A 22,569-nucleotide genomic window follows, 5' to 3' on the forward strand; every position below is an offset into this window, starting at 1 on the left:
GTAGGCGCGGATCAGGCGCTCGACCGCAACAGTTCCCGGTCACCGGACGGCGAGAGCCGACGTCCCGGCCACCGGAATCGGCGGGTTACCCAATCTGACCCGTCAGCGAGAATCTCGGCTCATGACCGACGTGGAATGCAACACCGAAGCAGTCGGTGCGAGTATCTCGACGCGACGCAGCGTGCTGGTGACGGTTGCTGAAGTCATCGATGAAAGCCCCGACGCTCGTTCGCTGGTCTTCACCATCCCCGAGGACCAGCACGACCGATTTTCTTATCGGCCCGGACAGTTCTTGACATTGCGGGTGCCAAGCGACCTGACGGGGTCGGTGGCCCGGTGCTACTCGCTGGCGAGCTCGCCGCACACCGATCCCGCCCCCAAGGTGACCGTCAAGCGCACCATCGACGGTTACGGTTCGAATTGGTTGTGCGACAACGTCAAAGTCGGCGACACCATCGAAGTGCTACCCCCATCGGGGCTGTTCACCCCGGCAAGCCTCAACGCCGACTTCCTGTTGTGGGCAGCCGGAAGTGGCATCACGCCCGTGATGTCGATCCTGAAATCGGTGTTGTCGGCCGGAACCGGCCGGGTGGTCCTGTGCTACGCCAACCGCGACGAGCGCTCGGTGATCTTCGCCGGCGAACTGCGCGAACTTGCCGCTCGCTACGCGGGCCGGTTGACGGTGCTGCACTGGCTGGAGTCGATTCAAGGTTTGCCGACGCGTGCCCAGCTGAGCGGGTTTACCCAGACCGTATTCGCCGGAACCGCGGGCTTCGAGGCATTCGTCTGCGGTCCCGCATCGTTCATGGCGGTCATCAAGGAGACGCTCACCGAGGCCGGTCTCCCGCGAGAGCGGGTCCACCTCGAGGTGTTCCAGTCGCTTTCCGGTGACCCGTTCGACGATCACAACAACGCAGTGACAACGGATTCCGACGAGAACGATGCCGCTGCCCTTCAGGTCGACCTGGACGGCACCAGCCACCGGCTGAGGTGGCCACGCCAGGCGACGCTGGTCGACGTGCTCGTTCGTTCTGGCGTTGATGTGCCGTATTCCTGCAAGGAGGGACAGTGCGGATCGTGCGCGGCCACAGTGGTACGCGGCGAGGTGGACATGGCCGCCTGCGACATCCTGGAGCCCGAAGACCTCGCCGACGGGGTGATCCTCGGCTGCCAGGCGCGGCCGGTCTCCGACGATATCCACATCGAATTCTGAGCCAGTGGGTTCGGCACATTTCCACTGACCGGGATTGGCTCCCGCCACCAGCATCAAAGCGGTACACCATCAGTACAGCCCTCGACGATAGGACCGAACAATGACTGAGCGCGTAATCGACCGGGTGCGTGACATCGCCGACCAGTTGCGCCACCAGGGCGCCGAAGCCGAGAAGATCGGCAAGCTCACCGACGAGACCGTCAAGATGATGAAGTCGGCGGGCAACATCCGCCTGTTGCAGCCGAAGGCTCACGGTGGCTTGGAGGTACATCCGCGCGAGTTCGCCGAGACCGTGATGGCCACCGCGGCGCTCGACCCCTCAGCCGGATGGATCAACGGGGTGGTGGGCGTGCACCCGTACCAGCTGGCCTACGCCGACCCCAAGGTCGCCGCTGAGATTTGGGCCGACGATGTCGACACCTGGGTCGCCTCTCCATACGCGCCGCAGGGCGTGGCCAAGCCGGTCGACGGAGGCTACATCTTCAACGGCCGGTGGCAGTTCAGCTCAGGCACCGATCACTGTGACTGGATCTTCCTGGGCGCGATGATCGGCGATGCCGAGGGCAAACCGCTGATGCCACCGCAGATGCTGCACATGATCCTGCCGCGCAAGGACTACGAGATCGTGGACGACTCGTGGAACGTGGTGGGGTTGCGCGGTACCGGCTCCAAGGACGTCATCGTCAAGGATGCGTTCGTGCCGTCCTACCGGACGATGGACGCGATGAAGGTCATGGACGGCACGGCCCAACGCGAGGCCGGGATGACCGAGACCCTGTACCTGATGCCGTGGTCGACAATGTTCCCGCTCGGCATCAGCTCGGCGACCATCGGTATCGCCGAGGGTGCGCTGGCGGCCGCGCTCGATTACCAACGCGAGCGGGTCAACTCGAGCGGTGTGGCGATCAAGGACGACCCCTACGTCATGTATGCGATCGGTGAGGCCGCCGCGGACATCAACGCAGCCCGCCAGGAGCTGTTGGCCAATGCCGACCGGATCTACGACCTCGTCGACTCGGGCAAGGAAGTGTCCTTCGAAGACCGGGCCGCGGGACGGCGCACGCAGGTGCGAGCAGTGTGGCGCGCGGTGTCAGCGGTCGACGAGATCTTCGCGCGCTGTGGCGGCAACGCAGCACGTATGGACAAGCCACTGCAACGCTATTGGCGCGATGTGCACGTCGGCCAGGCTCACGCCATCCACGTTCCGGGAACCGTCTATCACGCTTCTGCTCTGAGTTCGCTGGGTGTGGACCCACAGGGCCCGCTGCGGGCAATGATCTGAGAGGACACCTCACATGGGACTGATCAAGAGTTTGGGCTACGTCACGGTTGCCGCCTCCGACATCGAGCGCTGGCGACACTTCGCCTTCAATGTGCTCGGCTTTGCGAAGGGCAGCGGACCCGACGAGTCCGCGTTGTATCTGCGGATGGACGAGCGTGCCGCCCGCATCATCGTGGTGCCCGGGGAGTCCGACAAGATCATGACCGTCGGCTGGGAGGTGCGCGACCACGCGGACCTCGAACAGGTCAAGAGCGCGCTCGATACCGCCGGTGTGCCGTTCAAGCAGCTGTCCCTGGAGGAGGCCGACGCGCGCCGGGTCGAGGAGGTTATCGCCTTCGAGGATCCGGCAGGCACCGCACTGGAGGTGTTCCACGGCGCGGTCCTCGACCACTCCCCCGTCATCACTCCCCACGGTGCCAAGTTCCTCACCGGCGAGCAGGGCCTGGGACACGTGGTGCTGCCGGCACTTGATGTCAACGGACTCTTCCAGTTCTACACCGAGGTATTGGGATTCAAATCGCGCGGCGCTTTCCGGGTCCCGGTGCCGCCGGAATTCGGGCCGGTCCGGGTGCGGTTCATGGGGGTCAACCAGCGTCATCACAGCCTCGCGATCTGCCCCGCGCAGAATCTGCGTGACCCCGGGCTGATCCACCTCATGGTCGAGGTCGACACCCTCGATGCGGTCGGCCAGGCACTGGATCGCGTCAACGCAGAGGGCTTCCAGCTTTCTTCCACCTTGGGCCGCCACACCAACGACAAGATGGTGTCGTTCTATGTGCGCGCCCCCGGCGACTGGGACATCGAGTTCGGCACCGAGGGTATGCGGGTCGACGAAACCTATTACACCGCCGAGGAAATCACCGCCGACAGCTACTGGGGCCACCAGTGGGTCAGCGATCTGCCGAAAGCAATGCGCCCGTGACGAACACTGAAGACTTTCGCCCGATCCCCGCTGCCACAGTCACCGAGTGGGCCGACGAGGCGGACGTGGTGATCGCCGGTTACGGGGTCGCCGGCGCAGCCGCAGCGGTGGAGGCGGTGCGCACCGGGGCCGACGTATTGGTTCTGGAACGCACCGGGTCATGGGGCGGGGCGGCGTCGATGGCAGGCGGCTTCATCTACCTCGGCGGTGGTACCGACATCCAAAAGGCTTGCGGCTTCGAAGATTCGGTCGACAACATGGCGGCGTTCCTCAACGTCGCCATGGGCCCGGGCGCTGACGCGGCGCGTATCGCCGACTACTGCGAAGGAAGCGTCGCGCACTTCGACTGGCTCGTAGGCTGCGGGGTGCCGTTCAAGGCCGAGTTCTTCGGTGAGCCCGGTTGGGAGCCGATGGGCGACCAGGGCCTCATGTACAGCGGTGGAGAGAACTCATACCCGTTCAACACAATTGCTGCTCCGGCTCCGCGCGGCCATGTTCCCCAGATGCAGAACAAGAAGCAGGGCGAGTCCAGCGCGGGACACATGCTGATGAAGGGGCTGGTCGACACGGCCACTGCGGCGGGGGCACGGGCGCTGTATGACGTGCGCGTGCAGTCCTTGATCGTCGAGTCCGACGGTCGGGTTGTCGGCATCCGGACCCGGCGCTACGGCTCCATGATGGACATCCGGGCACGGCGGGGAGTGGTCCTGGCCACCGGCAGCTTCGCCTATAACGACGCCATGGTCGCCCAGTACGCCCCGCGCATCGCCGGACGCCCGGCCGCCTCGATCGAGCAGCACGACGGGCAGGCCATCCGGATGTCACAGGCGCTCGGTGCAGACCTGGCCCACATGGATGCCACCGAGGTCGCCCTGTTCATCGACCCTCAACAGTTGGTGCGCGGGATCCTGGTGAACGAGCGTGGTCAGCGTTATGTAGCCGAGGACACCTATCCCGGCCGGGCCGGCCAGTTGACGCTGTACCACCAGAACAACACCGCCTACCTGATCATCGACGGCGATGCCCAGGAAGAGGCGATGGCCTCTTTGACGCCACAGCTGATGCTGCGGCCGCCGACGTGGGTGGCCGACACCGTCGCCGATCTGGAGGCGGAAATCGGGCTGCCGCCGAACTCATTGCAAGCCACCGTCGATGCTTACAACGACTGCGCGTCGCGTGGCGAGGACCCACTGCTGCACAAGAAAGCGCAGTGGCTCAAGCCGATCAAATCCCCGGTGGGAGCGATCGACCTCCGTGAGAGCACCGGCGGCTTCACCCTCGGCGGTCTGCACACCACGCTCGACGCCGAGGTACTCCACGTCAGCGGCGACCCCATCCCAGGTCTGTTCGCGGCCGGACGCTGCACCGCCGGCCTGGCGGCGTGGGGCTATGCCAGTGGCGTGTCACTGGGTGACGGAAGCTTTTACGGTCGTCGTGCCGGACGCTCGGCCGCCAGGGCATAGCCGCTGTTCACAGCACTATCAGCAGGTTCACGTCACCTTTACCCCGCCGCGTTTCGCGGCGGGGTCTTTGGTATGGCGCCGCTCGCTTTTACTCAGTCATGTGACAGCACCCACACCTGTGTGCTACAAACAGTCATATGACTAATAGTCATATGCGTTTCAGGCATATGACGCCTAGCGGGAGGTCCCTCATGACAATGGCTGTCGAGAAGGTGGGCGAGACGCCCAACGCTGTCATCGACCGGGTTTCCCTGGTCCTCGATGTCTTCAATGGACCAGGTCGGCTGACGTTGGCAGAGATCGTCCGCCGCACCGGGTTGCCCCGGTCGTCGGCGCACCGCATCCTGGAGCGGCTCGTGCACCTGCGATGGCTGCGCCGCGACGGCCGCGACTACGAGTTGGGCATGCGGTTGGTGGAGCTGGGTTCGCTGGCACTGCACCAGGACCGCATCCATCGAGCAGCCATCCCCTTGCTGCGTGATCTGCACCGGGCAACCGGGCTGGTGGTCCATCTCGCGATATTGGACGGTTCCGATGTGGTGTACCTGGAGAAGATCGGCGGCCAGATGGTGGCGGCCATCCCCACTCGGATCGGAGGACGACAGCCCGCGCACTGTACGGCGGTCGGTAAGGCCATCATGGCCGACAACCCACCGGTAGAGATCGACTTGACCGCCGGCAGCACGCGATTCTCGATCTCCAACGAACGGCAGCTTTCCGCCGAACTCGCCAAGGTCCGCGCCCACGGAGTCGCATTCGAGCGCGAGGAATCGCTGGTCGGGTTTGGTTGTGTGGCCGCGCCGATCGGGCCGGCCGGAGCAGCGGTCGCCGCGGTGTCGGTATGCGGCCCCATGAACCGGATGACGTTCGACCAGCGCCTGGCCGCTCCCGTTCGCATGACGGCAATGGGCATCTGGCGCAATTGCGAAGATGGGCCACAACGAGTGATCCCGACCTTGCAACCCCTCCGGCCGTTGCGCGTCGGCAGCCATCTCGGGCCGCGGACCTCTGCCACCCTGCTTCCGGCATGACCCTCGATCCACAGATCGCGGGTCTGATCGAGACACTGGATTCGGGCTTTCCGCCGGTACACACGATGACCGGCGCACAGGCCCGTGAAACGATCCGTAGCCGGTTCGTCGCCAACCCCCAGCCCGAGTTCGTCGCACACGTCGACGACTACCAGGTGGCAGTCGACAACGGGCGCATCGACATCAGGGTCTACCGCCCCGATGCGCCCGGACCGCTGCCCATGCTGGTGTATGCCCACGGTGGCGGGTTTGTCTTCTGCGATCTCGACAGCCACGACGGATTGTGTCGCAACTTGGCGAATCTAATTCCTGCCATTGTGGTTTCGGTGGACTACCGATTGGCTCCGGAGCATCGCTGGCCCACGGCTGCCGAAGACTTCTACGCCGCCACCCGCTGGGCGATCGAGCACGCCGCTGATTTCGGAGCCGACCCGGCACGGGTGGCCGTAGGCGGCGACAGTGCAGGCGGCAACCTCGCCGCGGTGACCACGCTGATGGCGCGGGACCGCGGCGGGCCACTACTGGCCGGGCAGCTCCTCCTGTACCCGGTGATCGCCGCGGATTTCGACACCGAGTCCTACCGGCTGTTCGGCAGTGGCTTCTACAATCCGCGGCCGGCGTTGCAGTGGTACTGGGATCAGTACGTTCCCAGGGTCGCCGATCGACAGCGGCCCTACGCTTCGCCACTGGAAGGCGACCTCAGCGGATTACCGCCTGCGGTCGTGGTTCTCGCCGGACATGATCCGCTGCGCGACGAGGGCATCGCCTACGCCGATGCGCTGGAGACAGCGGGGGTGGAAATGACCCGGTGTGCCTTCGACGGTGGCATCCACGGATTTATGACGATGCCGATGCTCGACATCGCCCACCGGGCGAGGCGACAGGCCAGCCGAGCGCTAGGTGATCTGCTCAGCCGGTGACAGGGTGCTCGGGGCCTTGTCAGCGCTTCCGTAGCGTTGGCCGGGGTCGAGTACGCAGTGAGTGCGGCTGAACACCGTCACCATACATTTGTTGTTGTGCGTGCAGCGGCTGCGTGAGGCGGGCTCGGCGATCATCGAGTTGACCCGGTCCGGCTCACGCAGCAATGCCCGACCTATGGCGAAGAAATCGAATCCCTCCCGCATGCCCGTCTCGAGGTGCTCACGATCGTTGATGCCGCCCAGCAGAATCAGTTTGGTGTTGCGCATGATCGGTACGAACTGCCGGGCGGCCTCCAGCATGTAAAGGTGTCGATACGGATAGACACCCATCGTCTGCTTGCCCACCAGCCTGACGGCCGGCCGCAACGCCGGCGGCATCACCTTCGCGAACTCCTTGACCGGCACGTCCCCGCGGAACAGGTACATCGGCTTGTAGACCGACGAACCCTGGGTGAGCTCGATGGCATCCAATGTGGCGTCGGAGTCGAGGAGTTGGGCGGTCCGCAATGCCTCATCGATCCAGATGCTGCCCGGGAGACCGTCATCCATGTCCAGTTTGGCGATCACCGCGATCTGATCACCGACCACTTCGCGCACCCGCGTCGCGATCTGCCGCACGAACCGCGATCGGTTGTCGATGTCACCGCCGTACTCGTCCTTGCGGCGGTTGATCAACGGACTCAGAAAAGAGCTCGGCAAGTAGAGGTGGCCGAAATGCAGCTCGACGGCGTCGAATCCAGAGTCGACCGCCACCTGCGCCGCATCACCGAACTGCTCGATCACCATTTCGATTTCGGCACGGGTGATCTCGCGGCAGTAAGCGAATGAAGTTGGGTTGACGAACCTGCTCGGCGCCACGGCAGTGACACCGGTCAGCCTCTTCTGCGCCACCACCCCGGCATGCCCGAGCTGTGCCGAAATTGCAGCTCCCGCATCGTGTACCGCATCCGTGAGCCGGCGAAGGCCGGGTAGCGCCTTACTGTCCATGACGATCTGGCCGGGCGCGCTCGCCCCCTGCGGCGACACGCAGCAATAGGCGACCGTGGTCATACCGACGCCGCCCTCGGCAAAGCTGCGATGGAAGTCGATGAGGTCGTCGGTGACCAGCCCGTCAGGCGAGCGGCCTTCTGACGTAGCGGCCTTGATCACTCGGTTGCGCAGCGTCACCGGCCCCAGCTGGGCCGGTTTGAACGGATCGGTCATCGCCACACCATCGCGCCGACGCCTACGACAGTCAACGGTGGTTTCCCGATGGTCGGGAATACAACCGGCTCCTCGCGAAGACCGGTCGTAATCTCGCCACATGGCTGAGGTTTTCGTCGTCGACCGGGTAATCACCGCTCCGGGTTGTGCCCAAAAGTTCATCGATGCCTACCTGGACGGATACGCCCCGGGTGCCCGTGAGCGCGGGATGACATTGCGCGACGTGCTCGTCAGTCCGCCCATCTGGTTCGACGACCGATCCAACGTCGTGACGATCACCTGGTCGCTGCCCAGTCCGGAGGCCTGGTGGCAGATGACGTGGCGGGGCCGGCCCGACCCGGCCGTCGCGCGCTGGTGGCACAGCGTCACCGATTTGGTGGTGGAACGCTCTCGCAATGTCGCATCGTTGGCTGAGGACGTCGACGCCTCTGCCCCACACGTCACAACCGGCGAATCGAGCGGCGCAGCCACACTCGGCGTCACCCGCTTGGTAGACGTCGCCGAGCCCGAACGCAGCCGAGTGCTGGCGGCACTGCGCGATGCAGCCGGACGGAGCGGTGCGTTGCGGACATTGGTCCAACCGACGCTGCCGGGTTCCCGCAACGGCGGCGACATCCTGGTCCATCTGCGGTTTGCCGACCACGATGACTGGGAGAGAGGCAATTTCGACGACGCATTGGCCGACCCGGCGATCACCCACGTCAATGGGGTCACCTACCGGGGAGCTCCGATTCACCGCAACACTGGCACCGTGTATCGCGCACTACTGCTACGCGTTCCACCCGACGTCACTACGGATGAAGTCGCCACCTTCGAGAACGAGCTCGCGGTGATGCCGAGATTCGTCCCGACCATCACCGCGTGGCAACTCAGCCGGGTCGAGCAGGCCATCGGGACCAGCGACTGGACCCATGTCTTCGAACAGGAATTCACTGACGTCGACGGCCTGATGGGCCCCTATCTCATGCACCCAATCCACTGGGCCGTGGTCGACCGCTGGTTCGACTCCGAGACCACCGACATCATCGTCCGCGACCGGGTATGCCACAGCTTCTGCGAACTGTCCGCCCCCGTGCTCGACTAAGTTGCCCGCCTATACCCCCGCGGGAAGGATGTTCGGATTGGCAGCTGCCGGCGGCTGCAGCGGCGGCAATACCGAGCCGCCGTCCAACGAGTGCACCGGAAGTTGTTGTGACCAGGGATAGTGCAGGCTGAACGCCACCAGACCGGTCTGTTCCGCGGCTGGCAGGTGACACATCGCCAGTACCGTCTCGGCCAGGTATTCAACGGGCTCGGTCGGAAAGCTGTCCGGAATCAATGATGCCGCCCCCGGCGTCCGGACCGCGGTGGACGGCCCAACGCAGTTCACCGCGATGTTGGCGTCGAGCAACTCAGCGGCAACGCCTTGGGTGAACCGATGAAGCGCGGCCTTGCACGATGCATAGATCACATCGCCGGCGGTCTTGTTGTAATCCCGATAGGGCCGAACCGGGGCCACTCCGGTGACCGAGCCGATGTTGACGATCCACCCGGCCCCCTGCGAGCGCATATGCGGCACAGCAGCTTTTGTCAGCGCGAACGGCGTCTTCAGATAGTGCTCTACCGTGCGGTCGAAGGTCTCGACCGGCATGTCCTCGACCACCGAGTAGTCAGCGTAGCCCGCGTTGTTGACCAGGATATCCAGCCGGCCCGTACGTTTGACGACGGCCTCGATCAATCCGTCGCGGGCGGCGGCTTCCTCCAGGTCGGCGGCGAGCCCGAAGGCCGATCCGCCGGCGTCTTCGATCAGGGCAATGGTCTCCTCGATCGTCCCCGGAATGGCCTCTGTGACCCCGGCGCGCGTGGACGGTGTCGGAGTGTAGGAGCGTGCGGTCACCGCAACGGTCGCCCCTTCTGCCGCCAGCCGTTGTGCGATGGCGCGCCCGATGCCGCGGCTGCTTCCGGTGATCAATGCTGTTCTTCCAGCGAGTATCTGACTCATCGGAGAATGAAGTCCTCTTCGATCGGCGCTCGGTGTTGCTGCCAGATATCCACCAGCCGGAACGGCGTGGCCACCACAACGCGACCGGACCCCGAGCGGTAGTAGGTGTGGGCGTTGGGCGTATGGCACCAGACTGTGCGCTGCATCGCCTCGTCTATCTCCGCCACGTACTCGTCGTACGCACGTTGAGTGACCTCCATCGTCGAAGCCCCACGCAGGGCCATCAGTTGCAGGCATTCCACGATGTAGTGCGCCAGCACTTCCATCGAGAAATTGGCACCTGCACCATGACCCGGGCTGTAGTTCGGAGCCGAAGTGATGAACAGATTCGGGAACCCCGCGACGGCACCCCCTCGATAGGAACGCGGGCTGTCGCCCCATTCTTGAACAAGAGTCTCGCCGTCGCGGCCGCGAATATCGATGGTGGAAAGGAAATCCAGGTGGTAGCCAGTGGCGTAGACGATGACATCGAGGTCGATCTGACGGCCGTCGCCGGTGACGATGCCGCTCTCGTTGATCTGGGCGGGCTCACTGGCTTCGACGTCGACGTGGTCGCGGGTCAAGGCAGCGTAGTAGCCACCGGGATCGCGGATGATCCGCTTGCCGTACGGCGCGAAATCCGGCGTGACCTTCTTAGCCAATTCGGTTCCGGCGCCGAACATCCGGTCGATGTATTCGAGGCACATCTGGAGCAGTACATCGTTGGTCGGCGAGATCGACAGATGCGTCTTGGACCACTCGGGGTCCTGCAGGATGATCGGGTAATTGTTGTCGGCGGTACCCCAGTACGACTTGAGCCGATGCCACATCGCGTAGTAGGGCAGTACTCGGCCCAGGTAGCGCCGGTGTTCTGGAACCTCGTCGGAGAGCCGCCTGCGAGGAGCGACCCAGTGCGGCTGGCGTTGGAACACGGTCAGGTGCTCGACCTCGTCGACGGAGGCATCGACGATCTGAACCGCCGTGCAGCCGGCACCGATCACCGCCACTCTCTTGCCGGCCAGATCCAGGTCAGGGTCCCATTGAGCGGAGTGAATGCTGATGCCGGCGAAGCTGTCTCGGCCTTTGATCTCGGGGAACCGGGGACGGTTCAGATAGCCGGCCGCGGTGACGACGACGCTGGCATAGTCGATTGCCTGAGTCCCGTCCGCGGTGCGCGATCGAATCTGCCACTGCTGACGTGCTTCGTCCCACCACAAGGCCTCGACCTCGGTGCCGAAGCGGATATGGCGACGCAGGTCGTGCTTGTCGGCCAGCGAGACCAGGTATTCCTGATATTCCGCGCCCTGCGGATAGTAGTTCGACCAGTCCGGGTTGACCTCACGCGATAGCGAGTAGTACGCCGAGGGCGTGTCGACACCTATGCCGGGATACGTTGTTGTCAACCAAGTTCCACCGACCTCGTCGTTGCGGTCGAAGATCTCGAAATGCACGCCCTCTTCAGCTGCGGCCAGCCCGACCGCGATACCAGCGATACCCGCGCCGATGATCGCCACCGTGGTGGACGAGGGAATCGGCGTGGTACGCGGCAGCGTCGGGTGCGAAGGCCGGAAACCGCCTTGCTCGAGTAGCAGGTCGACGTGCTCGTCATCGACGGGTCCGCCCAGAGCGATCGGCAACAGCCGGGCAAAAAAGTCGCGGTCGTCGACCGGAGGCGCATCGCCCGGGCGTGCGCGTCCCAGCCCGGCGATGATCTCGTCCGCCAGCGCCTCGGTGGTCTGGGGATCAGTCGTCCCGGCCCTCTCCGGAGGGTCGGGGACGTGATCGATCGTGGCGGCGTACCGCTCGATCACCGACGCGTCACCCGTCATCTGCGCCAGCACCGCGACCAGGACGCCGGGATCAGCCTCCATGAGATGGGCTCGCAGGACATCGGGGTCTGGTGCGCGATCCGCGAGTGACGACGATTCAGTGGTAGCGGTCATGGAGTCGAGTATCGAAGAATTTCACTGCCCCGCGCGCCCACCATGTCTACTGAGCGGGAGACGAACCACCGTACCGACCCATGCCGCGCCTACCCTCACCGACCATGCACTCTGACGACCTCGCCGCCGTCATCGCCCGGGCACGCAGCCACAGCCTCGCCGATGTCCCTCGCCGATCGGCGCGTAGACAGCCTGACAAGACCGCCATAATCGACGGCGACACCGTGCTGAGCTTCGCCGAGTTCGATCATCTGGTGGATCGGGCGGCCGCAGCATTGCACGACAACGGGCTTCTTCCCGGGGACAGAGTGGCGCTGTTGTCCCGCAACTGCTGGCAATACGCGGTACTCACCTTCGCGACCGCACGGGCCGGGGTGGTCCTGGTGCCCATCAATTTCATGCTCACCCCAGACGAGATTTCCTACATCCTCGGGCACAGCCGAGCCACCGGGTTCATCGTCGAGGGTGACCTCGTACCGGTGGCCGAACAGGCCATGGCGCAGGGGTCGGCCGTGACGAGGAAGGCCGCACTGGTGGCCACTGGCCACTCCAGTCCCTCAGGCTGGCCAGACTTCGCCGAATGGCTCACCACCACCGCGAATACCCCCGACTGCCGGATCGACGACGATCAACTGCTGCGGGTGATGTATACCAGCGGCACCGAGTCGCGCCCCAAAGGCGTGATGCACAGCAGCCGCAGTTTGATGTGGCAGTACATCAGCACCATCGTGGCGGGCTCGATGTCCGGTGATGACGTCGAAATCCATTCCCTGCCCCTGTATCACTGCGCACAACTGGACAACTTCCTCGCCACGGACATCTACCTTGGCGCCACCAGCATCATCCTGCCTCGACCCGAGCCCGAGCTCGTGCTGCGCACCATCGAACGACACGGTGTCACCAATTACTTTGCACCACCTACGGTATGGATAAGCCTGCTGCGCAGCCCGGTGTTCGACGAAGTGGACCTGTCCAGTCTGCGCAAGGGCTACTACGGCGCCTCACCGATGCCGAGCGAGATCCTGCACGAGATGCGCCGGCGTCTGCCCAACCTTCGCCTGTGGAACTTCTACGGCCAGACCGAGATGGCACCGCTGGCTTCGGCGCTGGGACCTGCCGAGCAGGATGCGCATGCCGGAGCCGCTGGCCGGCCCGTTGCCAATGTCGAAACTGTCATCCTCGACGACCACAACGTGCCGGTCGCGACCGGCACCGTCGGTGAAATCGCCCACCGCAGTCCACATCTGATGCTGGGATACCTCGATGACGAGGGCAAGACCGCCGAGGCCTTCTCCGGTGGCTGGTTCCATTCTGGCGATCTGGGCTACTACGACGAGCACGGCCTGCTACATGTCGTCGATCGCAAGAAGGACATGATCAAGACCGGCGGCGAGAACGTCGCCAGCCGCGAGGTCGAAGAAGTTCTCTACCGGCACAACGGCATCGAGGAAGTAGCGGTGTTCGGTGTGTCGCACCCGGTCTGGGTGGAGGCCGTGGTCGCCGCAGTGGTCACCCGAACCGGGACCAGCCTGACCGAAGAAGAAGTCCTACGTCACTGCCGTGAACATCTCGCCGGCTTCAAGACCCCCAAACAGGTGTACTTCGTCGACTCACTGCCGAAGAACCCCAGTGGCAAACTGCTCAAACGCGCTCTGCGACAGCGGTTCAGCCTCGAATTCACCAGCAACTGAAGGAACACAACATGTATCAGGGACGCATCGCGCGCTTCGATGAACCGGGCAAGCCATTCCAGATCGAAACAGTCAGCCTGCCTGAGGTGGGACCGGGAGAGATTCTGATCCGCGTCCTGCGAGCGAACATCTGCGGGTCCGACGTGCACGCCTGGCACGGCACGTTCGCAACCCGCGGCCTGGGCGGCCAGTTGCCCACCGTGCTGGGGCATGAAATGGTCGGCGCGGTAGAGGTTCTGGGTGAAGGAGTGTCCGCCGACTCCAACGGCAAACTCCTGAACCACGGCACTCGGGTGGTCTTTCCGTACTTCTATTGCTGCCACCGCTGCCGTAACTGCCTGGCCGGACGGCGCAATGCCTGTCTGAACCTGAAGATGGCCATGCTGGGTCGCGCCGACGAACCGCCCTACTTCGTCGGCGGCTACGGCGACTACTACCTGCTGCCGGCCGGCGCGGTGGTCTACACCGTGCCGGATTCGGTGAGTGACGACATCGCCGCAGGCGCCAACTGTGCACTCTCACAGGTCATGTACGGGCTCGAACGCGTCGACCTGCAGCTCGGCGAACACGTCGTCGTCCAGGGTGCCGGCGCCCTGGGTCTCTACGCCGTGGCCGTGGCCAAGGCGCACGGGGCCGCCAATGTAATCGCCATCGACGGGGTGCCCGAGCGCCTGGAGTTGGCCGCGGCCTTCGGTGCCGATTCGGTGATCGACCTCAACGAGGTGGCCACTCCCAAAGACCGGGCCAAGGCCGTGCGTGCACTGACCGACGGACAGGGTGCCGACGTGGTGGTCGAGGTCGTCGGCCACCCGTCAGCCATCGACGAAGGGTTACAGATGCTCGCACAATTCGGCCGCTACGTCGAAATCGGCAACATCAACATCGGCAAGACGTTCGACTTCGACCCGTCACGGTTCGTCTTCGGCAACAAAACCATGGTGGGTGTCTCGCTGTACGACCCGGCGGTGCTGTCCCGGGCGTTGACGTTCCTGGACCGCTATCAGCACCAGTTTCCCTTCGATCGGCTTGCCACAGCGTCGTACTCGCTCGATGACATCAATGACGCATTCACCGCAGCCGACGGCAAGCGCGATATCCGCGCCAGCCTGGTCCCCTGAGCCCATCCCGCGAACGTAAGGACGACCGTGCCCACTTTCGAACACGACAGACTGTTCATCGACGGCCGTTGGACCGCAGCTTCCGACGGCGGTGACGGTGGTGTTGTCGAGGTCATCGACCCGGCCACCGAAGCCGTCATCGGCCACGTGCCCAACGGCGGCGCCGCCGATGTCGACGCCGCGGTGGCCGCGGCTCGGCGGGCGTTCGATCCACTGATCTCCGTGGCCGAGCGCCGGGATCGCCTGCACCGGGTCATCGCCGCGATGGAGAAGCGATTGCCCGATATCGCCGAACTCATCACCGCCGAGATGGGCGCGCCCATCCGCATCGCACAGACGGTACAGACGCAAGTGCCGCTCGCGGTGGCAAGAGGCTTCGCCGATGCGCTCGAAACCTTCGAATTCGAAGAACGCATGGGCAATTCACTGATCGTGCGCGAGCCCTACGGCGTCATCGGGGCCATCACGCCGTGGAACTACCCGCTCTACCAGGTGGTCGCCAAGGTGTTACCGGCCATAGCCGCTGGCTGCACCGTCGTACTCAAACCCAGCAACGAAGCCCCGCTGTCGGTGTTCGCGTTCGTCGAAGCCTGTGAGGATGCGGGTCTGCCCCCCGGGACGATCAACCTGGTGTCGGGTCCGGGCCGGGTGATCGGCGAACACATTGCGGCACACGAGGGCGTCGACTTCGTCTCGTTCACCGGGTCGACGGGCGTCGGCGCGCGCGTCGGCGAGCTGGCCGGCCAGTCGATCAAGAAGGTCGCCCTGGAACTCGGCGGCAAATCGGCCAACGTCATCCTCGACGGAGCTGACCTGGCCACCGCGGTCAAGGTGGGTGTGGGCAACGCCTTCCTCAACGGGGGCCAAACCTGCATGGCATGGACCAGGATGCTGGTGCCGCAGAGCCGCTACGACGAAGCGCTGGAGCTGATCGAGTCCGCGGTGGCGCGCTACACCGTGGGCGATCCGCGGGACCCGGCAACCCGCATCGGGCCGTCGGCGTCACGGTCACAGTTCGACACGGTGCGTGGCTTCATCGAACGTGCGCAGCGCGACGGCGCGCGGCTCCTTTCGGGCGGCGCCGATCCGCTCCGGGACGTCGGCTTCTTCTTGGCACCAACGGTTTTCGCCGATGTCGATCCCGACTCCGAGCTCGGGCAGGAAGAGGTGTTCGGCCCGGTCCTGGCGGTGATCCCCTACGCCGATTCCGACGATGCACTGCGTATCGCCAACGGCACCCCGTACGGACTCTCCGGTGCGGTATGGGCCGCTACCGATGACGAGGCGATCGCATTCGCCCGACGGGTTCAGACCGGGCAACTCGACATCAACGGCGGCGCCTACAACCCGGCCGCCCCGTTCGGCGGTTACAAGAAGTCCGGGATCGGCCGCGAACTCGGACGGTTCGGCTTCGAGGAATACCTGCAGACCAAATCCCTCCAGCTCAAGGAGCACGCGTGAGCTCACCGCTGACCATCAAGACCGAAGGACCGGTCCAACTCTGGACTATCGATCTGCCCGAAGTCGGCAACGCCATCACGGGCAAGGACGTGATCGCGGCGTTCGAGGCCGGCGTGGATGCGGCGAACCGGGACAACACAATCCACGCCGTCATCCTCACCGGGGCCGGGAAGATCTTCTCGGCCGGCGGCAACGTGAAGGAGATGGCCGACCGCCATGGCATGTTCGGCCTTGATGCCATCGATCAGCGGCGCGCCTACATCGACGGCATCCAACGGATCCCACGTGCCCTGGGTCGCCTTGAGGTGCCGCTGATCGCCGCAGTCAACGGTGCCGCCATCGGCGCAGGGTGCGACCTGGCGATGATGTGTGACATCCGGATCGCTTCCGAACGAGCATCTTTCGCCGAGAGCTTTGTGCAACTCGGTCTCATCCCGGGAGACGGCGGGACGTGGTTCCTGCCCCGTGCCATCGGTTATGCCCGCGCCGCCGAGTTGACCTTCACCGGTGAACGCATCGACGCGGCCACCGCCTTGGAATGGGGTCTGGTCAGCCGGGTGGTGGCCCACGACGATCTGTTGTCCGAGGCTCGCGCGCTCGCCGACAAGATCGCCGTCAACCCACCGCACGCCCTGCGGATGGCAAAGCGGCTACTGCAGGAATCGATCACCGGATCGTTGGAATCCACGCTGTCGATGGCCGCGGCAATGCAACCGCTGGCCCACCACGACACCGCGCACCAACAGCGCATCGCGAAATGGAGAACCGCGTGACCGGACAGCATTTCGAGTTGCGCTCGCAGGTACGCGAATTCCTGGCCGAGCAGTTGGCCGCGGGCGCGTTCATCCCTTCGGTGGATGCCTGGTTGTGCGGATGGGACGAGAACTTCACCGCCGCGCTCGCCCAGCGCGGGTGGCTGGGCATGACCGTTCCTGAGCAATACGGTGGCCACGGACGGTCCTTTGACGAACGGTTCGTCGTCACCGAGGAACTGCTTGCCGCAGGTGCGCCGGTGGCCGCGCATTGGATTGCCGACCGCCAGATCGTGCCGTCACTCCTGAAATACGGTACAGAGGAACAGAAGTCGACCTTCCTTCCGCGCATCGTGCGCGGCGAGTGCTTCTTCGGTATTGGGATGAGCGAGCCGGACTCAGGCTCCGACCTCGCCAGCGTCCGCACCCGCGCTGTACGTGTCGAGGGTGGATGGTCGATCACGGGCACGAAGGTGTGGACGTCAGGGGCGCAGCGCGCGCATGCCTTCATCGTGCTGGCCCGGACCAACCCCGTGGATCCGGCGCATCGGCACGCCGGCCTGAGCCAGTTCATCGTCGACCTACAGGCACCGAAGGTCGATGTCCGTCCAATCATCTCGATGAACGGCGGCCACCATTTCAACGAGGTCGTGCTCGACGAAGTGTTCGTCCCCGACATCAGGGTCTTCGGCGAAATTGGCAACGGGTGGGCGCAGGTGACTTCCGAGCTGAGCTTCGAGCGCAGTGGCCCGGAGCGATTCCTGTCGACATTCCCGCTGCTCACCGGGTCTGTCGAACACCCTACCGCTCAACATGAGCCGGCCGATCCCGAACTGGGCAGGTTGGTTGCGCGCGTCGCCGGACTGCATCACATGTCTACCGCGGTGGCCGATGCCCTACAGCGCGGCGAGAATCCCGATGTGCCCGCCGCCGTCGTCAAGGTGCTCGGAACCACAGTCGAGGGCGATATCGCCGAGTTCGCCGACCAGCGGACCGGAGACGACACGCAACCGGACCCGAGATGGGCCCATCTGGTGGCCACCGCGGTGGATCAACGTCCCGGCTTCACGTTGCGCGGCGGAACAAACGAAGTGCTGCGCGGTGTCATCGCGCGGGGATTGGGCATGCGATGAACACGACCGAACTCACCTCGAACTCACTCACCGTGGTGGATCCGGATCTGGTGACCATGATGGACGGCGTCTTCTCCGACTACCGGCAGGCCGGTGCTCCCGCTGCCCCCGGCGCACGCGTCGGGTACGACCGCAATCTGTGGCAGCGCCTCGACTCGCTCGGGCTCGTCAGGCTGACTGGCGCGGAGCAATCTGGCGGTAGCGGCGCGGGATGGCACGAGGCCGCCGAATTGATCGGCGCCGCAGTCCGGCACGGCGTGCGCGCTCCCCTCGCCGAACACGACCTCCTGGCGTGCTGGCTGCTCGAGGCCGCCGACCAGCCCATCGACGATGCCGTGCGAACTGCATGTGTCCAACCGGCTGACGGCGGTGCCGCCACCGGGGCGCCATGGGCCGCCGAGGCGGAACGGATCGTCCTGCTATGGCCGGTCGGCGACGAGTACCGGCTCGGCGAGTTCGACACCGCCGAACTGTCGCTCACCACCGGCACCAACCTGATCGGCGAGCCACGCGACGCCATCAGCGTCGACACCTCAGGAATCGCCGGTCATCCCGTGCCCACCGAACTGGTGGACCAACTCCGCCGGAAGTCGGCGATGGTGCGGGCGATCCAGGTGTGCGCCGCGCTCGACGGCGCTGTGGAGATGTCCATCGAGCACGCGGCGTCACGGGTGCAGTTCGGACGGCCACTGGCCAAGTTCCAGGCCATCCAGAACCTGATCTCGGATGCCGCCGCAGAGGCTGCGCTGGCCCGAGCCGCCACCGAAGCGGCTCTGCACACGGCCGTCTGTACCGATTGGGCGTCATCACATCTCGATTTCCAGATCGCGGCGGCACGATCCTGCACCGGCCACGCCGCCTCGGTGGTGGTACGCAACGCGCACCAGGTGCACGGGGCGATAGGCACCACTCACGAGCACCGACTGCACAGCTACACCAGGGCCGCGCTGGCCTGGCGCTCAGAGTTCGGCTCGGTGCGCTTCTGGGACGAACAGGTCGCCGCTGCAGCCGTTGCCGCTGGCGGACAGGGTCTCTGGGGTTTGATCACCGGCGAGTAGCGGTCGGTGTTCCGCTGACCGGTCACCGGCGCTGTTGCCGGCACCTCATCCCGGGTTGACTACCCGACATGAGCAACGAAATCACCCTGCCTGACGTCCAGGAATTCGTCTCCGGCTTCTGGTTCCACTACGACCAGGGCCATTTCGAGGAGGTGGGCAGCCGCCTTGCCGACGAGATGGAGTACCTGAGTCGTTCCGACTCCGGGGCGTGCCCGTTCGAGCATCTGCTGGCCGCCGAGTTGCACGGCAAGGCGGATACATTGGCCTGGCTCATCGAGCACCGCAACGAGAATCCGTATCCCTGTCGGCATCACATCACCAACGTCTACCGCACGGGCGTCGAGGGCGAGGTCACCAACGTTCGCTTCTATCTGTTCGTCAACCAGATCACCAACAATGTTCCGTTCGCCGTATCCAGCGGCGTGGTAGATGCCGGCATCCGGCGTTCACCAGACGGTCTGGTGTTCACCTCATTGAACGTGGTGCTCGACGCCGAGGACTCGATCCCGCTCGCCGAGCACACCGCCAAGGCCGCGGCCGCCACCGCGCCGTCGGCGTGAGCGCCCGCGACGTCTTCGCTGGCGGTGTTGCCGTCATCACCGGAGCCGGCGCCGGAATAGGCGCGGGCTTGGCACGGCACGCCAGCCGGTTGGGAATGAACGTGGTCCTGGCCGACATCAACGCGGCCGCCGTCGCGGAACTGCGCGACGAAATCGTCGCCGGGGGCGGCTCGGCGACCGACGTCGTCTGCGATGTGCGTGACGCCGACGCAGTGCAGGCGATGGCCGATCGGGTCTATCGCGACGTCGGGCCGGTGCGACTGCTGGTTAATAACGCCGGCGTCGAGCAGTTCGGATACCTTTGGGACACCCCGGTTTCCAACTGGCAACGCGTCGTCGACATCAACATCAGCGGGGTGTTCCATGGCATCAGAGCATTCCTGCCGAAGATGATGGCCACGGACGCCCCGGCGTGGGTATGGAATCTGTCCTCGATCGGCGGTGTCGCCGTGGTTCCGTTGCAGGCGCCCTACATCATGAGCAAGCACGCGGTACTCGCCCTGACCGAATGTCTGCATCTGGAAGTGCAGTCCGCAGGCCACGACCACCACCTGCACGTCCAAGCCGTGCTGCCGGGCGCAGTGGTGTCGAGCATCTTCGAATCCGCGGGTGGTGTGGACACGGGAGACACCGGCGCCGCGGAGGGGCAGCGCACCGCGATGCTCGACATCAAGGCCGAGGCGATGGATCCGCTGGCCGCGGCGGAGGTGGTCTTCGACCAAGCCGCCGAAGGCCGGTTCTACCTGCTCACGCAGCCCGACTACGTCGGGTCGGCCATGACGGAACGAGCTCGTGTCTTGAGTAGCCAAGAGGCCCCCCGGCTGCGCACCCAGCGCCGCTTCGACCCGGCAAAGAACTGAAATGGCCTATCCACCACTTGATCCCGATGCTGCCGCACGGGTGGCAGCGCTCGGCGAGATGACACCCATGCGGGCCCGTGGCCTCGCCGCCGTCCGTGAGGGCTTGGAATCCGCACCGCTTCCGGAGATGCCGGCCATGGCGGGCATCGAGGACCTCGAAGTCCCCGGCCCGGCCGGCCCGATTCCGCTTCGGCTGTATCGACCCAGTACCGAGCCCGGGCTGCCGGTCCTCGTGTACCTGCACGGCGGCGGGCTGGTGATGGGCTCCAACCATTCGTTCGAGCCCCTCGCTCGCGAACTTGCGGATGCCAGCGGTGCCGCAGTAGCGGCTGTCGACTACCGGCTGGCACCGGAATCGCCGCCACCGGCCCAATTCGACGATGCCTATGCCGCCACCGAACGGATCGCCGCCAACGCCCATCACCTCAACCTCGATGCCGGCCGCCTGGCGGTTGTCGGGGACAGCGCCGGTGGATCACTGGCTGCCGCAGTGGCTTTGGCGGCCCGCGATCACGCGGGCCCACAGATTTGTGCCCAAGTGTTGCTCTATCCCGGCCTGGATCGCGACATGGGAGCGGCATCCGTCACCTCGATGCCCGATGCGCCGCTACTGCGCCACGAGGACATCGTCTACATGCACCAATTGGTCGACCACAGTGGCGGAGTGCCGCGCGATCCCTACCAGGTTCCGGCCTATGCGAGCGACCTGAGCGGCCTGCCGGCGGCGATCGTGGTCACCGGGGAATGTGACCCGATCCGGGATTGGGGCGAGCGCTACGCCGACCGGTTGCGTGACGCCGGGGTCCAGACCACCGTCACGCGTTATCCCGGTATGTACCACGGCTTTCTGATGCGCTCCGATGCGACGGCGCGCGGGCGGTTGGCGATGGCCGAGACCGCCGCGCTACTCCGGGCCCGGTTTGCACATCCTTTGACCTTTTGAGGGCCGGCGCCTCAGTCGAAGGTCACGACGATCTTGTCGGCAGCGCCCGGGGTGACAGCCAGGCCCAGGGCTTCGTCGACATCGGCGAATCCGAACGTGTGGCTGACGATCACCGCGTACTTCTCCCAGTCCGCAACAATGTCGCGGGTGACCTCGAAAATCTCGGTCGGATACCCCATCGAGCCGATGATCGTTATCTCGTTGCTCATCACGTTGATCAGGTCCACTGTTACCGGTTCCTTGTGCACCGCAACCACTCCCAGCTTGGCTCCTCGCTTCGCCAAGCCCAGGGCGCTGTCGATCACGGCCGGAACGCCCGCGGCGTCGAGGTAGACATCGGTGCCCGCCTTACCCGGCCATACGGAGTCGCCAGACCCATGAAGCTCGGTCAGCCTGGCAGTAAGATCGTCCTCGGCAGAGTTGATCACCGCGTCGGCACCGACTTTGAGGGCCTTGTCGAGCCGGGTGGGGAGCACGTCGACCACGACGACATGGCCCACCCCACGTGATTTCAACGCGATCGTCGCACCCAGCCCGATGGGCCCGGCTCCGAAGACGACGACCTTGTCGGCCGGACCGGGCGCAACCTGGTTGACCGCATGCCGGGCGACGGCCATGGGCTCGTTGAGCGCGGCGACTTCGAACGGGACGTAGTCCGGAATGACTTCCAGGCTCTGGCCGCGGACCGCGTCGCGCACGAGCAGCAGCTCTGCGAGAGCACCACGGGCACCACCATTTCCGATGATGTCGTCGGGCGTGGCCATCGGGTCGACCACGACGTGGTCCCCTACCGCAAGATCGGTCACCTCGCTGCCGACAGCGACGATTTCGCCCGCGGGCTCGTGCCCCAGCGGCATGGCGCCCTGATACGGCGGCAGTCCACCGATCGAGATGTAGAACGCGTCGGTTCCACAGATACCGCAGGCGCGTATCTTTACCAATGCGTCCCTTGGACCCATAGTTGGGTCGGGTCGTTCGACGACGTCGGTGTGGCCCGGGCCGTCGACAATCGAAATCTTCATGTGCACTCCTGATTTGGTGAGTAGTTGACGAAAT

20 protein-coding genes are annotated in these 22,569 nt (G+C 65.0%); 16 read left to right on the forward strand and 4 right to left on the reverse strand.

Annotated elements, in window-relative coordinates; translation table 11 throughout:
• Positions 1-121 precede the first annotated feature (121 nt).
• The 6 genes from ACNQVK_RS33020 to ACNQVK_RS33045 all read left to right on the forward strand — a co-directional run bounded on the left by ACNQVK_RS33020 (position 122) and on the right by ACNQVK_RS33045 (position 6,831).
• On the forward strand, positions 122-1,213 hold the full coding sequence (locus ACNQVK_RS33020) for a 2Fe-2S iron-sulfur cluster-binding protein (protein ID WP_418032882.1): 1,092 nt from the start codon (positions 122-124) through the stop codon (positions 1,211-1,213).
• 100 nt (positions 1,214-1,313) lie between these two features.
• Positions 1,314-2,495 carry an acyl-CoA dehydrogenase family protein gene (locus ACNQVK_RS33025; protein ID WP_418032884.1) on the forward strand — a complete coding sequence of 394 codons (1,182 nt, stop codon included), beginning with the start codon at positions 1,314-1,316 and terminating at the stop codon, positions 2,493-2,495.
• 13 nt (positions 2,496-2,508) lie between these two features.
• On the forward strand, positions 2,509-3,417 hold the full coding sequence (gene bphC, locus ACNQVK_RS33030) for a biphenyl-2,3-diol 1,2-dioxygenase (protein WP_418032885.1): 909 nt from the start codon (positions 2,509-2,511) through the stop codon (positions 3,415-3,417).
• Positions 3,414-4,880: an FAD-dependent oxidoreductase gene (locus tag ACNQVK_RS33035; RefSeq protein ID WP_418032887.1), complete on the forward strand. Its 1,467-nt coding sequence runs from the start codon at positions 3,414-3,416 to the stop codon at positions 4,878-4,880. The genes bphC and ACNQVK_RS33035 overlap by 4 nt, the downstream gene beginning before the upstream one ends.
• Positions 4,881-5,071: 191 nt before the next feature.
• On the forward strand, positions 5,072-5,911 hold the full coding sequence (locus ACNQVK_RS33040; protein WP_418032889.1) for an IclR family transcriptional regulator: 840 nt from the start codon (positions 5,072-5,074) through the stop codon (positions 5,909-5,911).
• The gene (locus ACNQVK_RS33045; protein ID WP_418032891.1) at positions 5,908-6,831 is read left to right on the forward strand and encodes an alpha/beta hydrolase; all 924 of its coding nucleotides are present in this window, start codon (positions 5,908-5,910) and stop codon (positions 6,829-6,831) included. The genes ACNQVK_RS33040 and ACNQVK_RS33045 overlap by 4 nt, the downstream gene beginning before the upstream one ends.
• On the opposite strand, the gene ACNQVK_RS33050 is transcribed toward ACNQVK_RS33045, so the two are convergent.
• Complete coding sequence (locus ACNQVK_RS33050; RefSeq protein WP_418032893.1) at positions 6,808-8,034, reverse strand: NADH:flavin oxidoreductase; 1,227 nt, start codon at positions 8,032-8,034, stop codon at positions 6,808-6,810. The genes ACNQVK_RS33045 and ACNQVK_RS33050 overlap by 24 nt on opposite strands.
• A gap of 100 nt (positions 8,035-8,134) precedes the next feature.
• Between ACNQVK_RS33050 and ACNQVK_RS33055 the strand changes: the two genes are divergently transcribed.
• A complete protein-coding gene (locus ACNQVK_RS33055; RefSeq protein WP_418032894.1) occupies positions 8,135-9,118 on the forward strand; it encodes a Dabb family protein in 984 nt (327 codons plus the stop codon).
• 9 nt (positions 9,119-9,127) lie between these two features.
• Here the strand turns inward: ACNQVK_RS33055 and ACNQVK_RS33060 are convergent, their stop codons facing one another.
• Positions 9,128-10,015, reverse strand: coding sequence for an SDR family NAD(P)-dependent oxidoreductase (locus tag ACNQVK_RS33060; RefSeq protein WP_418032896.1), 888 nt, complete (start codon positions 10,013-10,015; stop codon positions 9,128-9,130).
• Positions 10,012-11,937, reverse strand: a complete 1,926-nt coding sequence (locus tag ACNQVK_RS33065; RefSeq protein ID WP_418032898.1) for a flavin-containing monooxygenase — start codon at positions 11,935-11,937, stop codon at positions 10,012-10,014. The genes ACNQVK_RS33060 and ACNQVK_RS33065 overlap by 4 nt, the downstream gene beginning before the upstream one ends.
• A 104-nt stretch (positions 11,938-12,041) precedes the next feature.
• On the opposite strand from ACNQVK_RS33065, the gene ACNQVK_RS33070 reads away from it, so the two are divergent.
• From ACNQVK_RS33070 to ACNQVK_RS33110, 9 genes are all read left to right on the forward strand, one after another.
• Positions 12,042-13,628, forward strand: coding sequence for an acyl-CoA synthetase (locus tag ACNQVK_RS33070; protein ID WP_409551173.1), 1,587 nt, complete (start codon positions 12,042-12,044; stop codon positions 13,626-13,628).
• A gap of 11 nt (positions 13,629-13,639) precedes the next feature.
• Positions 13,640-14,746 carry a zinc-binding dehydrogenase gene (locus tag ACNQVK_RS33075; protein WP_418032900.1) on the forward strand — a complete coding sequence of 369 codons (1,107 nt, stop codon included), beginning with the start codon at positions 13,640-13,642 and terminating at the stop codon, positions 14,744-14,746.
• 27 nt (positions 14,747-14,773) lie between these two features.
• A complete protein-coding gene (locus tag ACNQVK_RS33080; RefSeq protein ID WP_418032902.1) occupies positions 14,774-16,207 on the forward strand; it encodes an aldehyde dehydrogenase family protein in 1,434 nt (477 codons plus the stop codon).
• Positions 16,204-16,980: a crotonase/enoyl-CoA hydratase family protein gene (locus ACNQVK_RS33085; RefSeq protein ID WP_418032903.1), complete on the forward strand. Its 777-nt coding sequence runs from the start codon at positions 16,204-16,206 to the stop codon at positions 16,978-16,980. The genes ACNQVK_RS33080 and ACNQVK_RS33085 overlap by 4 nt, the downstream gene beginning before the upstream one ends.
• Positions 16,965-18,092, forward strand: coding sequence for an acyl-CoA dehydrogenase family protein (locus ACNQVK_RS33090; protein ID WP_418032905.1), 1,128 nt, complete (start codon positions 16,965-16,967; stop codon positions 18,090-18,092). Before ACNQVK_RS33085 ends, ACNQVK_RS33090 begins: the two co-directional genes overlap by 16 nt.
• Positions 18,089-19,150 carry an acyl-CoA dehydrogenase family protein gene (locus tag ACNQVK_RS33095; RefSeq protein WP_418032907.1) on the forward strand — a complete coding sequence of 354 codons (1,062 nt, stop codon included), beginning with the start codon at positions 18,089-18,091 and terminating at the stop codon, positions 19,148-19,150. Before ACNQVK_RS33090 ends, ACNQVK_RS33095 begins: the two co-directional genes overlap by 4 nt.
• A gap of 68 nt (positions 19,151-19,218) precedes the next feature.
• Positions 19,219-19,710 (forward strand): polyketide cyclase, encoded by a 492-nt coding sequence (locus ACNQVK_RS33100; protein ID WP_418032909.1) that lies wholly within the window; start codon positions 19,219-19,221, stop codon positions 19,708-19,710.
• Complete coding sequence (locus tag ACNQVK_RS33105; RefSeq protein ID WP_418032911.1) at positions 19,707-20,570, forward strand: SDR family NAD(P)-dependent oxidoreductase; 864 nt, start codon at positions 19,707-19,709, stop codon at positions 20,568-20,570. Before ACNQVK_RS33100 ends, ACNQVK_RS33105 begins: the two co-directional genes overlap by 4 nt.
• 1 nt (position 20,571) lies before the next feature.
• On the forward strand, positions 20,572-21,513 hold the full coding sequence (locus ACNQVK_RS33110) for an alpha/beta hydrolase (protein WP_418032913.1): 942 nt from the start codon (positions 20,572-20,574) through the stop codon (positions 21,511-21,513).
• Between the two features lie 11 nt (positions 21,514-21,524).
• On the opposite strand, the gene ACNQVK_RS33115 is transcribed toward ACNQVK_RS33110, so the two are convergent.
• Positions 21,525-22,535 (reverse strand): zinc-dependent alcohol dehydrogenase, encoded by a 1,011-nt coding sequence (locus ACNQVK_RS33115; RefSeq protein ID WP_418032915.1) that lies wholly within the window; start codon positions 22,533-22,535, stop codon positions 21,525-21,527.
• Positions 22,536-22,569: the final 34 nt, after the last annotated feature.

The sequence above is a fragment of the Mycobacterium sp. 134 genome, assembly GCF_048282715.1.
Taxonomy (GTDB): Bacteria; Actinomycetota; Actinomycetes; order Mycobacteriales; family Mycobacteriaceae; genus Mycobacterium; species Mycobacterium septicum.